A 13,923-nucleotide genomic window follows, 5' to 3' on the forward strand; every position below is an offset into this window, starting at 1 on the left:
ACGGCGTCAAAACTGGTGAACAATTGCCGAGCCGGCAGTTCTTGCCGGGCCGGACGCGCCAAATCGCGCTCCGGCTCGACCGCTCGTCGCGGCTGCCGGCGCGTCCTGAAGACCCCCATCTGAGCCTTGAACGGACGGGCCGGACAATCCGGGCGCAAATTCCTGTCAGGTCGACGACGGATTTGCCGGGTGGAACGTGAGCGACAGCCCGTCCATGCAGTAGCGCAAGCCGGTCGGCTTGGGGCCGTCGTCGAACACGTGGCCGAGATGGCCGCCGCAGCGGCGGCAATGCACCTCGGTGCGGACCATGCCGTAGGTCTTGTCCTGGCGCGTCGCCACGGCATTGTCGAGCGGCTTGAAGAAGCTCGGCCAGCCGGTGCCGCTGTCGAACTTGGTGTCGGAGGAGAACAGCGGCAGGTCGCAGCCGGCGCAGGCGAAGGTGCCCTTGCGGTGCTCCTTCAGCAGCGGGCTGGTCCAGGGCCGCTCGGTGCCCTCCTCGCGCAGTATCTCGTACTGCTGCGGCGTCAATTGCGCGCGCCACTCGGCCTCGGTCTTCTCGATCTCGAACTTCTCGGCGGCACGGGCCGGCGCGGAGCCGCCGAGCCAGCGCAGGACAGCGAAGCCGAACAGGCCGGCGGCGGTGGTGAACATCAGACGGCGGTCGATCATGGAGGTCTCCGTGCGGCGATGGGTTACCGGATCTACGGATGGGATCCCGCGAAGTTACGTCAGGCGCCGGCGCGACGGCTCACTTTCTTGCGAGGGGTCAGCCCTCCCCGGCGTCGGGACGGCGGTTCAGATCGGATGGCTGCGGCCGCAACGGCAGCCGCGAGCCGGGACGCTCGGCTGCCCGGCGCCGCGCTTCGGCCGCCCTGATCTCGCGCACACGCTCCTGCACGCGCACGCGCTCGCGGTGCCGCGCCAGCGTCCCGGCCGCGGCGGCGCGGCCGCGGATCCAGAGATTGACCACGTGGCCGGCGACCCGGCCGCTGACGCCGCCGGCCCAGACCAGCTCGAACGGCGAGAACAGCTTCCAGCGGTCGTCGCCGGCGAGGATCGCCTGCGCGATCAGCTGCCCGGCCATCGCCGAGGTGTTGAGCCCCTGCCGGCCGAAGCCGCTCGCGACCCACAGCCCTTTGCGAAGCTGGCCGATCTGCGGCATGCCATGCACGGTCTGGCCGGTCACGCCGCCGAAGGTCTCGGCGATCTCGACGCGGCCGAGCTGCGGGAACACCGTCCGGATCCGGCGCTGCAACGCCGCGGCAAATCCGCTGGGCCGGGCGTCCCAGGTCGTCTCCGGGCTCGCCCACATCAGCCGGTCACCGTCGACGATGCGAAAATGATCGATGCCATCGGTATCGCTGACCGATCCCTGGAAGGCGACCGCCTCGGCGAGCCGCTCGCCGAGCGGCGCGGTGACGCCACCATAGCGCCACACCGGCAACAGCGTATCGGACAGTTTCTGCAGCGGCGCGCCGAGATGGATGTTGCCGGCCAGCACGATGTGCGAGGCCCGCATCCGCGCCGACGGCGTCACGATGCGCTTGCGCACGCCTGACGCGTCGATGCTGACCACCGGCGTATCCTCGAAGATCCGCGCCCCGGCCCTGTGCGCGAGCCGCGCCAGGGCATGAACATACTTCCGGCCATCGAGCTGGAACGCCCGGGGGTAATGGACGCCATGGAAGTAGCGGTCGGTCTTGAGCTTGGTCCTGACACGCTCGACCTGCCAGCCCTCGACCTCGGTGTCGAAATCCTCGTGCAGCATCTGCAGGCGGCGGATCAAGGCGTCGCCGGCATCGACATTGGAGACTTCGAGCGCGCCTTCGCTGAGCCCGATGCCCGGCATCGCAGCCTCGGTGGCCTGGGCGCGGATGAACTCGGCGCCGGACCAGGACAACGCCCACAGCGCCCGCGCATGCGCGAGCCCGACGCGCTCGATCAGATCCGGCAGCGGCAGGTCGAACCCGGGCATGACCGTGCCGATCATGTGACCGGATGCGTTCCATCCGACTTGGCGACCTTCCAGCACCGCGACGCTCGCCCCCTGCCGGGCCGCGCACAATGCCACCGTCAAGCCGGCCAATCCCGCCCCGACCACACAGACGTCGACATCGAGGTCGAAATTCAACCTGGTGCGGCCGTGTGCACCTGCGGCATCGGCGTCATCGTTCATGCTTGTGGAAGTCTCGCTCATGGCGTTTTCTTAGCGAACCCTGCGCCGGACGTCATGACGCTTTTAATGGCGATAAAGAGACGTGGTAGAGGCTGACCCAGCCTGAACGATTCGAGACGGAATTCCATGCGCCGATTGATGCTGCTGCGCCACGCCAAGACCGAGACTGACGCGCCGACCGGCCGCGACCAGGACCGCCGTCTCGACGAGCGCGGGCACCAGGATGCCGCCATGATCGGCGATTTCATCGCCAGCCACCCGCCGGTGCCGGAGCTGGTGCTGGTCTCGACCGCGGTTCGGGCGCAGCAGACCTGGGACCTCGCGCTTGCGGCGATGAAGGACCGTGTCCCGGCCCCGCAGGTCGAGTCCGTTCCCGAGCTCTACGGCGCCGAGCCGATGCAGATCCTGTATCACATCCGCCTTGCGGCAGCGCATGATCCGAAGCAGCTCCTGCTCGTCGGGCACAATCCCGGCATGCACGAGCTGGCGCTGGCGCTGACCGGCGAGGGCGATTCCGAGGCCCGCCACGAGCTGATGCGCAACATGCCGACCGCGGGACTCGCGGTGCTCGATTTCGACACCGACGATTGGGGCGATGTGAGCTTCGCCCGCGGCAACCTGCTGAGGTTCATCACGCCGAAACTGCTCAAGCACGGCTCGGTCGATTGACAGACAGGTCGGGGCCGGCGCGTAATGCCGGCGGAGAGAGAGGAGGACCTTCGATGTTCAACTCGATTCTGGTGCCGATCGATCTGGCCGACACCGACCTCGCCAAGCCGGCCATCGCCACCGCGGCCACGCTGGCGCAGACCTGGAGCGGCACGGTGCATCTGCTCAACGTGATGCCGATGACGCCGGTGATGCTCGCCGAATACGTCCCGGCCGATTTCGATGCGCAGCAGCGCGAGACCGCCGAGGAAGCGCTGTCGATCGTGGCGCGCGAATCCGGCATCCCGGCCGAGCGCATCAGCTACACGGTACGCCAGGGCGGCATCTATCACGAGATCCTCGAGGAGGCGGCCAAGGTCAACGCCGACCTGATCGTGATGACCTCGCACCGCCCGGCGATGCGGACCTACTTCCTCGGCAGCAACGCGGGGCACGTGGTACGCTACGCCAAGTGCTCGGTGCTGGTGGTGAGGCCGTGAGGCGGCAGATCACCGCATCTTCGCATGTCGGACCGCTTTGACCGAGCCGTGAGTCAGACGGTCGGACCAGCCTCAGCCGCGCGAGCAAGCCAGAAGCTACGCTCGCCGTTCGCTGGCTCGCCAACCGAATGTGCGATCAATTCGAAACCATTGTCGCGAAGCAGCGCCGCGTACTCGGATGGATCGAGAGACGCATGATAAAGCGGATCGCCGCGATAGCACCCGATGGCTTCACCATGTGCGGGGCCTGCGTTGAACATCAGAATGCCGCCCGAAGCCGTGCAGGCCGCGAAGACTGGAAACATTCGTCGCTGGTCATCGTGCCCAAGATGGAAGAAGCTGTCCCAGGCCAGCACGCCGTCAAACCGCCGACCTAAGGTCAACGACCGCATGTCGGCGACGATCCATTCCTGATCCGGCATCCTCGTTCGGCAAAGTGCGATCATCGTCGGCGAGCCGTCCACGCCGGTGACGGACAACCCCTGTCCGGAAATGTGCGCTGCGATCGGCACACCGCCCCCGCAGCCGAGATCGAGCACGGTTGCGCCCGGTCGGAGACACGCAAGGAAGCGTTCGATGGGAGGCTTGTCAGTCCAGGCAGCCGCGCGGCGGTCGGCGTCCCACGACAGCGCATGGTGCTCGTAGTGGGCGACAATACGGCCTGCACCTTGGTTCATGGAAACTCCGTTGCAGGGGCCAGATGCCCCATCTGGAATGACCACCAAAGTCTGCCATGAGACCCGATGGACGCTGTTGTCATCGAAGTGCGAGCACGCGCCGAGTCGATCACGGCCACTCCGCGATGAAGCCCTTCGCCTTATAAGGTTCGATCTTGTCCCATTCGCTCAGCACGCGGCGGCGGAACTCCGGATCGGTGTGCCACAACTGCCGCGGTACGCTGAAGCTATCGACCGTCAGCAGCATCTTCTCCACTTCGGGCCAGTGCCGCTGCAGGGTCATCGCGTAGCGCCGCGCGGTCCAGCTGTTGCCGAGGCAGATCACGCTGCCGACATTGGCGAGGCCGAGCGCGGCTTCGATCACCGGCAGTGCGAGCGCGACGTTCTCGCCGGTATTCGTGGCGTGGTGCTCTTCGAGGATGCGCTCGGCCGGAATGCCGCGCCTCACCATGGCGGCCTTGATCAGCGTACACTCCGAAAGATCAGCGCCCGGCGTGATCCCGCCGCTGACGATGGCGTGGCGAAAGTAGCCCTGCTGCCACAGCTTCACCGCCGTCTCGGCACGCAGCTCCTCGTCGACGCGGGTCCCGAACACGAACAGGAGATCGGCCGGCCGCAGCGGCGTATCGGCGAAATGCCGCGCGTTGACCGCGGCGATCTCGGCGTCATCCGGTCTGCGCAGCGCGCGATCCTGCATCGTTCTTCTCCCAACGTCGGCTCATCCTGGCATGACGCGGCGCTGTCGCGCGCTCACATTCGATGACCGGCGATGACGCCGCGTGATCACGGCAGCAGCGAGCCGGGAATATCCGTGAACGTGTAGCTGCGCGGCCTGTTGCGGGTGATGAAGCCGCCGACATACCAGGCGAACAGCGCGGCGAAGCCGATCAGGAACAACGCTCCCGACCATTCGGCGATGACGAGCGCACGCACCAGAAGCCCGGTCATCGCCACCGCGAACAGCGCAATCGCGGCTAGCGCCGCGCCGTAGGTGAAGCGGCCGAGGCCGGCCGTGAGCCGCGCGTTGCTGCCGCTCGAGGCGAGCCGCGCATGCAGGCCGAGGATGAAAGCACGATAGGCCTCGCTCTGCGGCGCCATCAACGCCGCCGTCTGCCAGGAAGTCGAGATGATGCTCAGCCTGCGGCCATCGCGATGGGTGATGTCGGCACGAAAACGCTTCGCCTGCATCGACACCGGCCGGTAGGACAGCCGGATCGCGGCGATGTCGGCGTACGGCCACAGGCCGGTGCGGCCGGCGAACCGCCACGACAGGCCCTGCCCCGTGAGCTCGAACTGCTGCGCGGCGCCGATCAACGACGCCTTGTAGGCGTAGCGGATCGCGTCATGGCCTTCTGTGGTGATGTCCTGGGAAATGGATCGGTCCTGTTGCGTGTGGCGCGCGCCTTATCCTACAAACGGAGCATGAGCGAAACGATCTATTTTCCGCGCCACCTGATCCTGGCCGGAGCGATGGCCGCCGGCGTGCTGCTGGCGCTGGCCGTGCACATGCTCGGCGCCCGCTACGGGCTCGATCTCGGCGGCCTGTGGCAGACCGAGAGCGGCGCCTTCATGCCGGCCGGATCGGCGATCGCCTGGTGGCTGATCGCCACCGTCGGCTTCTCCTCGGGCTATTTCATCGCCAACATCATGCACAGCGCGGTGTCGGGCGAGATCCCGCAGCGGATGCGCAACTTCCTGGTCGTGGTCGGCGTACTGATGTTGGCCGGCATCGGCCAGGCGATCTCCGGCCCGAGCCCGGTGCCGTCGGCCTCAGGTGTGCTGGCCGGCCTCGCCGCGCTCTGCCTCGGCGCCCTGATGGCGTTCTGCGGCGCCAATTTCGCGTTGCGTAAGAGCTGACGCGCGGCATCCGGATGCGACGACGCCGCGCGGGATGTCCGCGCGGCGTTTTGTCTCATCGACTGGTGACGCGATCAGCTCGCGGCGCGCAGGTTGACGCCGCTCTCGGCGAGCTTGGTCAGCTTCATGTCGGTCGCCTTCTCCTCGTCGAGCGTCTTCTGCAGCACGGCGGCGCAGTCGCTGCGGCCGAGCTGCTTGGCCCAGGCGATCAGGCTGCCGTAGCGCGTGATCTCGTAGTGCTCGGCCGCCTGGGCGGCGTTGATCAGCGCTGCGTCCAGCACGGCCTTGTCGTCGACCTCGCCGGCGACCTCCTCGGCCTCCTCGATGATGCCGTCGATCGCCGGACAGTCGACCGCCTTGGCCGCGATGCCGTGCATCTTGAACACCTGCTCGAGACGCGTCACATGCGTCTTCGTCTCATCGAGATGGGTCAGAAAGCCCTGCTTGAGCTTCCGATCCGTCGCCTTGTCCGCCATCTTCGGCAGCGCTTTGACGAGCTGGTTCTCGGCGTAATAGATGTCCTGCAGCTGATGAACGAACAGATCGTTCATCGTCTTGATGTCCTTGGTGAACAGTCCCATTTGCCTCATGTCCTCTTGGTTCGGGAACATGGCAGGTCCCTCCCCGACCGATCGTCGCCATGTTCGCTGTGCCCGCGGGGCGCTAACCGGCGGCCACCGCGGTTGTTCCGGCGCAACCGGCCCTGCCGGCCGGAACCGGTCGCAGAGGGCCAGGTTTGCTCGTGAACCGCGCGCGTAACCAATTGGACCGAACTGAGGCGGTCGCCAGCCATGTGACTGGAGTGTGACAGACCCGCGCCGCATGGGTCGGAGCTGAGCTGTGTCAAGGACTGCACAAGGCGCGCATTTTAGCATAAGGAACAGGCTGTCACGAATTGCCCGCCTCCATCGACCAATGGTTTCGCCTCTTTTCCAAGAACTAGTACCGCCCCGCCGGGAGGATGAATGCAGCGCCTGCTGACCACGCTCTCGCGTGGCTTCAAGAAATGGATCGGCTGGAAGCGGCTGGGGATTGCAGCGAGCCTTGCGATCATCGCCTTCGCGATCACGACGCTCGTGCGCACGCTCAAGGGCGTCGATGCCGGTGTCATCCTGACGGCGCTCACCGAAATCCCGCTCGGTCACATCGCGCTCGCGGCCTTGTGTGTGATCGGCGCGTTCTGCACGCTGACCTTCTATGACTATTTTGCACTGCGAACGATTGGCAAGAAACACGTCCCCTATCGCATCGCAGCGATGAGCGCCTTCACCAGCTATTCGATCGGCCACAACATCGGCGCCACCGTCTTCACCGGGGGCGCGATCCGGTTCCGGATCTATTCTGACTACGGCCTGTCCGCGATCGACGTCGCCAAGATCTGCTTCCTGTCGGGCCTGACCTTCTGGCTCGGCAACCTGTTCGTGCTCGGCATCGGCATGACCCTGCATCCGGCCGCCGCCACCGCGATGGACCAGTTGCCCCCGGCGATGAACCAGCTGATCGCGATCGGCATCCTCGGGGCGATCTTCGCCTATCTCGGCTGGCTGACCGCCGGCAAGAACCGCCGGCAGCTCGGCCAGAACGGCTGGAAGGTGGTACTGCCTTCCGCGCAGCTCACGCTGGTGCAGATCCTGATCGGCGTCGTCGACCTCGGCTTCTGCGCGCTGGCGATGTACCTGCTCGTCCCCGCCGATCCTCCGATCGACTTCCTGTCGCTGTCGGTGGTGTTCATCCTCGCCACCCTGCTCGGCTTTGCCAGCCATGCGCCTGGCAGCATCGGCGTGTTCGATGCCGCGATGCTGGTGGCGCTGCCGCAGTTCGGCCGCGAGCAGCTCTTGGCCACCCTGCTCGTCTTCCGCGTGCTCTATTTCGTGATCCCCTTCGCCATCGCGATCTCGATCATGGGCATCAGGGAGCTCTGGATGAACGTCGTCAAGCCGTGGCAGGAGCGGCGCCGGCTGAACGCCGCCTGCGAGGACGAGGTCGCCGCCAAGCGCGCCGCGGCCGCGGCACCCGCTGCGGTTCCCCAGCGCATCAAGCGCCACTCCCAGCGCTGAGCAGCAACTTCTCTCGCGGACGGTTCGACCCTCGACCGGTTGAACTCGCGTGCGATCCTCTTATTTCCGCCCCATCGCTGACGTGAATCCTTGCGCATGACCCGAATGCCCCCTCGTCCGCTGCTCGCCGCCTGCGTCCTGGCCGGCCTGCTCGCCCCTCTCGCCGTCACCGAGGCGGCCGCGCAGTTCGGCGCAGCGCCGCTGCAGATCAGCTGGGAGGTGCGCAACCGCTTCCGTCTCTTCCGCGAGGAGCGCGACTTCCTGCTGCATACCGAGAGCACGCGCGACCGCTCCATCCTCGCCGCCGAGCAGGCGCTGGGAGTGCAGAGCGACGGCCGCGGCTGGGCCCGCAACGTCGTCAACCGGCTCTGCATCGACCTCGCCGGCCGCGTCAACGAGCCGTGCACGCGCGACAACGTCAAGGAAAGCTATCTCACACCCCTCGACCATCCGGTCACCGTGCGCCTGACCGGCCCGGTGCCGGTCGGCGCCACCTGTGCCTGGTCGTTCGACGACGGCGACGGGCCGCAGACCTCGACCTTCGACTGCGCCGAGCCGGTCAATTTGCGCGTCCGCTACGGCCGCCAGACCGTGGCATCCGTCGATGTCGCCAGTCCCGAAGGCACGCGGCAGGTCTCGACCGGAATCCAGGTCCGCGACGTCCTGATCGCCGGCCTCGGCGACAGCATCGCCTCCGGCGAGGGCAATCCGGACCGCCCGATCGCGCTCGCCGACGACGGCTTCTGCTTCCGCTCCTATCTCGGCGGCCCGACCGCGCAATATTATCGGCCGAGCCGCGCCGGCTTCAAAGGCGGCCGCGCCTGCGAGGCGCCGGACACGCTGCAGAACTGGCAGAAATACAGCGCGGTCTGGCTCAACGCTGCCTGCCACCGCTCGCTCTACAGCTACCAGACCCGCACGGCGCTGGCGCTCGCGGTGCGCTATCCGCACGTCGCGGTCACCTACCTGCCGCTCGCCTGCACCGGCGCCACCATCGCCGACGGCCTGTTCGGCAGCCAGCGCGCGCGCGAATGCACGCCCGGCCGCTCGGTCGCGACCTGCGCCGGCGGCGTCAACGGCCAGCTCGGCGAACTCCGCGAGGCGCTGACCGCGGCCAAGCGCCGCCAGCCGGACCGCAAGCTCGACCTGATTCTGCTGTCGATCGGCGCCAACGACATCAACTTCTCCGGCCTCGTCGCCGACGTCATCGTCGACACGCCGACCGAGCGCACCCTGTTCAAGCGCTCCGGCGTGATCGGCTCGGTGGAGGAATCGCGCAGCGAGCTGGCGAGCGACCTGCCGCAGGGCTTTGCCAAGCTGCGCGAGGCGCTGAAGCCGCTGGTCGGCGACCTCTCGCACGTCATCTACACCTCCTACGGCAATCCGGCGCTGAGCCGTGCCGGCACGCCCTGCCCGGGCGGCCCGGCCGGCTTCGAGGTCCATCCGTCGTTCAATGCCAATCCGCAGCGGCTCGCCAAGGTCGCGGGCTTCGTCGAGAACGAGTTCCTGCCGTCGCTGCGCGGGCTGGCGCAATGCACCGCGGGAGTTCTGTGCCGCGATCCGCAGGCCGACCGCATGACCTTCGTCGATGCTCATCAGGCCGCGTTTGCCGATCACGGCTTCTGCGCCCGCTCGACGCAGGATCCGCCGTTCGACCGCGAATGCTTTTCGGCCGACGGCGCCAGCTTCGATCCGAACATCGTCAGCGCCGCCAACGAGCCGCTGCTGTGCGGCCGCGGCGCCAGCGAATATCGCCCCTATTTGCCGCGCGCGCGCTGGATCCGCGACGCCAATGACAGCTACTTCTCGGCGATGACCTATCCGCAAGGGCTGCCCGCGGCGATGCAGCCTTCCGACATCCACGATGCGAGCTGGGGCGTGCTCTCGGCCGTCTATGGCGGCGCCGTGCATCCGACCGCCGAGGGCCACGCCGCCATGGCCGATGCCGCGTTTCCGGCCGCAGCAGAGGTGCTCAACCTCGATGCGGCCGAGCCCAACGTCACGAGCCAGCCGCTGCCGCCAGCGGGAGTCGTGCGGCAGTAGCGCGCGGCCAACGATCGGCTCACCGCCGATGCACCGAGTCGCCCGTCGGCTCGACGTTGCGTCTCGGTCGCGAGCGGAGTCCGTCGATTGCGCCGAAACGGCCTGCCGCAAAAGGACGAAATTCGCCCGCCATTCCAGGTCGATGACTGCGTCCGGCCGCCTCGTGACAAAATTTCCTGTTTCTTTTTTCCAGAAATCATGCTCTGATGAGCGCATCCCGTGCTCATGAGAGGGGCGGTTCGCGGTCGTCACGAACGTGGAGTGCGGGACGCGGTGGGCGCCACCGGTCGCAGCGTGATCCGATCATGCCGACGAACGAGCGGCGGCGCACGGTGAAGTCGTAGGGTCCTGGCATCCCGATGCTGATGCCAAGCGAGCGGTGGTGATGATCCGCTCGTGACGGGGGCAAGACAGCCGGTCCCCGGGGAGAGGACGTATAAGCCGTCAAACATCGCGCAGGGAATGCCGGTTGATCGGCTTTACCTGTGGTTCCTGCCGCCTGCATTTTTTTAGCAGGCGGGCCATGGGTGAGGCCCTCACCCGGCATTCCCTGCGCCCTCTCGCTCGAGAGGGTCGCGTTCAGCTTGAAAACTCGGACGCCATGCGCCGCGAGATCACGATGGTGTGTCGCTTAACAACGACCACCAAGCTGCAGTTCGGCGGCGAACTACTTAGTCGGCGCCGGCTTCTTCATCATCGGCGGCGGCGCCTGCTTGGTCGCGGGGCCGGTTGCCGTGGTCGCCTGGGCCGGCAGATATTTGGCGAGGATCGCGGGGTCGATCTGGGCCATGTTGGTATCTGGAAGACGGGTCCAGGTCTCGTCCTTGCCAAACAGCGAGATGCCGAGATAGCCGTGCAGGATCAGCGTCTGCCCGTCCGGACTGACCCGCATATTGGCCTTCCAGATGTTGCCGTCGCGCGGATTGAGCACGTTGCCGCCTTCGTATTTCAGGCCCTCGCGCTTCATGTCGCGCACGAAGGAGATGCCGAGCACCGGCGCATTCTTGCGGTCATCGCTGCACTTCGAACAGACCTCGTTCGGATTGTCGCCGGGGCGCGGAAACGTCTTGGCGATCACGCCCTCGAACACGCCGTCGTGGTCGATGAAGAGGAACCAGCCGACGGGCCTGCCATCCTCGACCTTCTGCCACAGACCGGCCGCTGTCGGCTCAGCCGCGAGCGCAGGCCGCGTCAGCAGAGCACCGGCAACGACGAGCGCGCCGATCGCGAGCTTCGTCACACCAGGCGCCAGCCGAAGTCGGGGAAACGCATTGCGCATTATCATCTCACCTTGACCAAGTCACAAAATGAATGGCCGCACAGTACGGCCGTTTCGTGCATCGTTCCAGCCCATAACAGGTCTGGCGCGCCGGTGAAACCGGCACGCGCAGGAAACATTTCTTCACATTTGAGTTGGTCCGGCGGCGCCGGGTTCCACGCTTCCGAGCAATTAGTTGACGCCGAGCTTCTTCTGCAGGCTCGACGACGACGTCGTGTACTGGAACACCAGCCGCTTCTCCGGATACACGTAGCGGTGCGCCTTCTGCGCCATCAGCGCGCCCTCGTGGAAGCCGCACAGGATCAGCTTGATCTTGCCGGGATAGGTATTGATGTCGCCGATCGCGAAGATGCCGGGCACCGAGGTCTCGAACGCCGAGGTCTCGACCGGAATGAGATTGTGCTCGAGAGCGATGCCCCACTCGGCAACGGGGCCGAGCTTCATCGTCAGGCCGAAGAACGGCAGCATCATCTCGCACGGCACGGTCTCGACCGCATTGTCGTTGCCCTTGATGGTGGCCGCGGAAAGCTGACCGTTCGCACCTTCGAGCGCCGTCACCTGACCGATGCGCAGATCCATCTTGCCGCTCGCCACGAGCGCGCGCATCTGCTCGACGCTGTGCGGCGCCGCGCGGAAATCGTCGCGCCGATGCACCAGCGTGATGCGCTTGGCGAGGGGATGCAGATTGAGAGTCCAGTCGAGCGCGGAATCGCCGCCGCCGACGATGACGACATTCTTGTCGCGGAACTGCTCCATCTTGCGCACGGCATAAAACACCGAGGTGCCTTCGTATGCCTCGATGCCCGGCACCGGCGGACGCTTCGGCTGGAACGAGCCGCCGCCGGCCGCGATCACCACGACCTTGCACTCGAACACCTTGCCGGCGTCGGTGGTGATGCGAAAACCGGGATCGCCGATCTTCTCGACCTTCTCGACCATCTCGCCGAGATGGAAGGTCGGGCTGAACGGCTTGATCTGCTCCATCAGCTGCTCAGTGAGGCCCTGCCCCGTCACCATCGGCACGCCGGGAATGTCGTAGATCGGCTTCTCCGGATACAGCTCGGCGCATTGGCCGCCGACCTTATCGAGGATGTCGATCAGATGCGCCTTGATGTCGAGCAGCCCCAGTTCAAAAACGGCAAACAGTCCGCAAGGGCCCGCGCCAATGATCAGCACATCGGTCTTGATCGCTTCGCTCATGTCGCTCTTCTCGTTGGAGGCGCCGCTCGACGGATGGCGGCAGATGGCGGTTCCGAATTTGTAGCCAACGGGGTGGTCGCAGGGAAGGCACAAAAGCCGCCCCTCGCTCGCGCGCGGCTTGCAGCGGCGGGCTTAGCCGGGTTTGAAGGGGGCATGAATGATGGAGATCAATCGGTGACAGAGACGGCCCGCCGCGACCACGCGCCACGCCTGGAGGACTTTCCCTATCGGCTGACGGACAATGTCCGCTTCGGCGACCTAGATCCCAACCAGCACGTCAACAATGCGGTCTATGCGACCTATTTCGAGACCGGCCGGGTGACCTTGATGAAGGACCCGCGCCATGGCCTCGGACAGGAGGGGCTGGCCTGGATCATGGTGCGGCTCGACATGCATTTCCGGGCCGAGCTGCGCTGGCCGGGCATGATCGAGCTGGGACTGGGGGTCGTGAGGCTGGGGCGCACGTCGGTGACCTGCGAGCAGGTCGTGTTCTCGGACGGGCGCTGCGTGGCGTCGGCCACCGCGGTCATGGTTCTGATCGACGAGGCGACGCGCAAGCCGGCGCCGCTGACGCCGAAGCTCATTGCTGCGCTCCAGCCGTGGGTCCGCCGCGGCGTGACGATCGCGCTGCCGGCATAGGCCTGGCGGCGATCACCGGGGGCGCGGCGATGAGGACGCGAGGCGAACGGTCAGGCCTGACGCTCGGGGGTGGAGACGACGAGGCCGTCGAGCTCGTCGGAGACCTTGATCTGGCAGGAGAGACGGGAATTCGGCCGGACATCGTAGCCGAAATCGAGCATGTCCTCTTCCATCGGGGTCGGCGGGCCGACCTTCTCGCGCCAGGCTTCGTCGACATAGACATGGCAGGTCGCGCAGGCGCAGGCGCCGCCACATTCGGCTTCGATGCCGGGAATGGCGTTGCGGATCGCCGCTTCCATCACGGTCGCGCCGTTCTCGATCTCAACGGTTCTGGATTCGCCGGTATGGTCGACAAAGGTGATCTTGGCCATGTGTGCTCGTGCTGCGCAGGGAATGAGGTCGGGCTGTCCTATAACGGACCGCTCCGCTCCGCGCTAGTGCTGCCGCCGGCCGCTCAGGCCGCGCCGAGCATCTCCGAAATCGCCGCGCGGGCCTGCGCGATCGCCGTGCCCAGCCAGGCCAGCGCATCGGCCGGGTCGCCCGCCCGCAGCGCCGCTTCGAGCCCTTCCGCCGCGTCGGCGACATCGAGCGCGCCGACGGCGCGGGCCGAGCCCTTCAGCGTGTGGGCGACGGTGGCCGCATCCTCGGGCATCACCTGCAACCGCTCCAGCAGGCGGACAGCCTGGTCCGCAAACATGGCGAGCACCTCGCGCTCGAGCGCGCTGTCGCCGAGGGTCATCCGTCGCAGCAGGTCCAGGCTGATCGGCCCGTCGTCGGGAACCAGCGGGGGCGAGGGCATCCATTCGATCCGTGAAAGGTCGGGAATCATGGCGGCAATCCGGTCCGG

At 66.6% G+C, this 13,923-nt stretch carries 16 protein-coding genes; 6 read left to right on the forward strand and 10 right to left on the reverse strand.

The genetic code is table 11. The features are described from left to right. Positions 1-165: 165 nt before the first annotated feature. Together msrB and QX132_RS15975 are read right to left on the reverse strand one after the other, a co-directional pair. Complete coding sequence (msrB, locus tag QX132_RS15970) at positions 166-669, reverse strand: peptide-methionine (R)-S-oxide reductase MsrB (protein ID WP_316161882.1); 504 nt, start codon at positions 667-669, stop codon at positions 166-168. Between the two features lie 97 nt (positions 670-766). Continuing rightward, positions 767-2,197, reverse strand: a complete 1,431-nt coding sequence (locus QX132_RS15975; protein WP_315738805.1) for an FAD-binding oxidoreductase — start codon at positions 2,195-2,197, stop codon at positions 767-769. 105 nt (positions 2,198-2,302) lie between these two features. On the opposite strand from QX132_RS15975, the gene QX132_RS15980 reads away from it, so the two are divergent. Beyond that, positions 2,303-2,845 (forward strand): histidine phosphatase family protein, encoded by a 543-nt coding sequence (locus QX132_RS15980; RefSeq protein ID WP_315738806.1) that lies wholly within the window; start codon positions 2,303-2,305, stop codon positions 2,843-2,845. 53 nt (positions 2,846-2,898) lie between these two features. Then, a complete protein-coding gene (locus QX132_RS15985) occupies positions 2,899-3,324 on the forward strand; it encodes a universal stress protein (RefSeq protein ID WP_315712676.1) in 426 nt (141 codons plus the stop codon). Between the two features lie 53 nt (positions 3,325-3,377). Here QX132_RS15985 and QX132_RS15990 read toward each other — a convergent pair whose 3' ends face one another. The 3 genes from QX132_RS15990 to QX132_RS16000 form a co-directional block, all read right to left on the reverse strand. Next, a complete protein-coding gene (locus QX132_RS15990; protein WP_316161884.1) occupies positions 3,378-4,001 on the reverse strand; it encodes a class I SAM-dependent methyltransferase in 624 nt (207 codons plus the stop codon). 109 nt (positions 4,002-4,110) lie between these two features. After that, a complete protein-coding gene (locus QX132_RS15995; RefSeq protein WP_316161885.1) occupies positions 4,111-4,698 on the reverse strand; it encodes a YdcF family protein in 588 nt (195 codons plus the stop codon). A gap of 86 nt (positions 4,699-4,784) precedes the next feature. Continuing rightward, entirely contained in the window at positions 4,785-5,315 is a 531-nt protein-coding gene (locus QX132_RS16000; protein WP_315738811.1) for a hypothetical protein, read from the reverse strand. Between the two features lie 108 nt (positions 5,316-5,423). Between QX132_RS16000 and QX132_RS16005 the strand changes: the two genes are divergently transcribed. After that, positions 5,424-5,858 (forward strand): hypothetical protein, encoded by a 435-nt coding sequence (locus QX132_RS16005; RefSeq protein ID WP_315738812.1) that lies wholly within the window; start codon positions 5,424-5,426, stop codon positions 5,856-5,858. Positions 5,859-5,932: 74 nt separating this feature from the next. Here the strand turns inward: QX132_RS16005 and QX132_RS16010 are convergent, their stop codons facing one another. Further along, positions 5,933-6,439 carry a ferritin-like domain-containing protein gene (locus QX132_RS16010; protein WP_315777178.1) on the reverse strand — a complete coding sequence of 169 codons (507 nt, stop codon included), beginning with the start codon at positions 6,437-6,439 and terminating at the stop codon, positions 5,933-5,935. 384 nt (positions 6,440-6,823) lie between these two features. Between QX132_RS16010 and QX132_RS16015 the strand changes: the two genes are divergently transcribed. Both QX132_RS16015 and QX132_RS16020 read left to right on the forward strand, forming a co-directional pair. Then, positions 6,824-7,915: a YbhN family protein gene (locus QX132_RS16015; protein ID WP_315738814.1), complete on the forward strand. Its 1,092-nt coding sequence runs from the start codon at positions 6,824-6,826 to the stop codon at positions 7,913-7,915. 96 nt (positions 7,916-8,011) lie between these two features. Next, positions 8,012-9,958 (forward strand): hypothetical protein, encoded by a 1,947-nt coding sequence (locus QX132_RS16020; RefSeq protein WP_316161887.1) that lies wholly within the window; start codon positions 8,012-8,014, stop codon positions 9,956-9,958. A 667-nt stretch (positions 9,959-10,625) separates the two neighbouring features. Here QX132_RS16020 and QX132_RS16025 read toward each other — a convergent pair. Next, a complete protein-coding gene (locus QX132_RS16025) occupies positions 10,626-11,237 on the reverse strand; it encodes a DUF2147 domain-containing protein (RefSeq protein ID WP_315738816.1) in 612 nt (203 codons plus the stop codon). A gap of 171 nt (positions 11,238-11,408) precedes the next feature. Then, positions 11,409-12,437 carry an NAD(P)/FAD-dependent oxidoreductase gene (locus tag QX132_RS16030; RefSeq protein WP_315777176.1) on the reverse strand — a complete coding sequence of 343 codons (1,029 nt, stop codon included), beginning with the start codon at positions 12,435-12,437 and terminating at the stop codon, positions 11,409-11,411. A 174-nt stretch (positions 12,438-12,611) separates the two neighbouring features. On the opposite strand from QX132_RS16030, the gene QX132_RS16035 reads away from it, so the two are divergent. Beyond that, positions 12,612-13,076 carry a thioesterase family protein gene (locus tag QX132_RS16035; protein ID WP_315738818.1) on the forward strand — a complete coding sequence of 155 codons (465 nt, stop codon included), beginning with the start codon at positions 12,612-12,614 and terminating at the stop codon, positions 13,074-13,076. Positions 13,077-13,126: 50 nt separating this feature from the next. Here QX132_RS16035 and QX132_RS16040 read toward each other — a convergent pair whose 3' ends face one another. Further along, entirely contained in the window at positions 13,127-13,447 is a 321-nt protein-coding gene (locus QX132_RS16040) for a 2Fe-2S iron-sulfur cluster-binding protein (RefSeq protein WP_315707114.1), read from the reverse strand. An 83-nt stretch (positions 13,448-13,530) separates the two neighbouring features. Next, a complete protein-coding gene (locus tag QX132_RS16045; protein ID WP_315774086.1) occupies positions 13,531-13,905 on the reverse strand; it encodes an Hpt domain-containing protein in 375 nt (124 codons plus the stop codon). Positions 13,906-13,923 lie beyond the last annotated feature (18 nt).

It is taken from the genome of Bradyrhizobium sp. SZCCHNRI20481 (assembly GCF_032485055.1).
Classification (GTDB): Bacteria; Pseudomonadota; Alphaproteobacteria; order Rhizobiales; family Xanthobacteraceae; genus Bradyrhizobium.